Here is a 957-nt window from a genome sequence, read left to right as displayed (position 1 = left end):
CTTGTAGATGGCGCGGGCGAACGCCAGGGCGTGGCGATCGCCCGCGCCATCTACAAGCAGGCCGAGCTGATCGTCCTCGACGAACCGACGACGGCGCTGTCGCTGACCGAGACCGCCAAGGTGTTCCATTTCGTGCGCCAGGTGCGGGCGAGCGGCCGCTCGATCCTGTTCATCGGCCACAACATCCATCATGTCTTCGACATCGCCGACCGCTTCGTGGTGCTGGACCGCGGCAAGGTTGCACTGACGACCGACCGCAGCGAGGTCAAGTCGGCCGAAGATCTCATCAACTTCATGGAAGAGGTCGCGCATCCCGGCGGATTGGCCGGGCTGCACGATGCCGGCGACGCGGAGCAGAGAGCACGATGAGCAAGACCATGGAGCCCAACCTGCACGAGCCGTCCGCCGGCATTCCCCGTCCCAGTTCTCAAAAGGAATGGAGGCACCCATCCGATCACTGGATGCGCGGCTTCATCCTCGACAACCGTGCCGCGCTCGGCACGCTCGCCGTGTTCATCGTCATGATGACGGTGTTCCTGATCGCCAACCCGACCGTTTTCACCACCTGGTATCTCTACCGTTCGGTGCTGACGACGCTCCCCGTTGCGCTGTTCGTGGTGGTGCCGCTGGTCTTCGTCGTCACCTGCGGCGAGATCGACCTGTCGTTTCCGGCAACGATGGGCTTCGCCTCATGGGTCTTCGCGCTGGTCGTGCAGGCCGGCTACGATCCGTTTCTCGGCATCGCCGCGGCACTCGTCACCGGCATGCTGCTCGGCTTCCTGGTAGGCTCGCTGGTCGTCTATGGCGGGCTGTCGTCGTTGATCGCCACGCTGGGCATGAATTTCCTGCTGCGCGGCCTGATCCAGATCATCAACGAGGGCAAGTCGATGGCGCTGACCAGCCTCAGCGACAGCTGGGCCTACACGATCTTCTCCAGCCAGGTCCTGGGCGTTCCGG

Annotated in this window: 2 pseudogenes; both read left to right on the top strand. The window is 63.9% G+C overall.

Annotation, left to right across the window (positions count from 1 at the left end):
• Positions 1 to 369: pseudogene (locus ENZ75_RS32970) on the top strand (ATP-binding cassette domain-containing protein); the annotation flags it as partial.
• Positions 366 to 957 (top strand): annotated as a pseudogene (locus ENZ75_RS32965) (ABC transporter permease); the annotation flags it as partial. The pseudogenes ENZ75_RS32970 and ENZ75_RS32965, both read left to right, overlap by 4 nt.

The sequence above is a fragment of the Mesorhizobium sp. M7A.F.Ca.CA.002.04.1.1 genome (assembly GCF_004022805.1).
Lineage (GTDB): Bacteria > Pseudomonadota > Alphaproteobacteria > Rhizobiales > Rhizobiaceae > Mesorhizobium > Mesorhizobium ciceri.
Note: the sequence above shows the minus strand (reverse complement) of the source record. Positions and strands in the feature narration are given on the sequence as shown.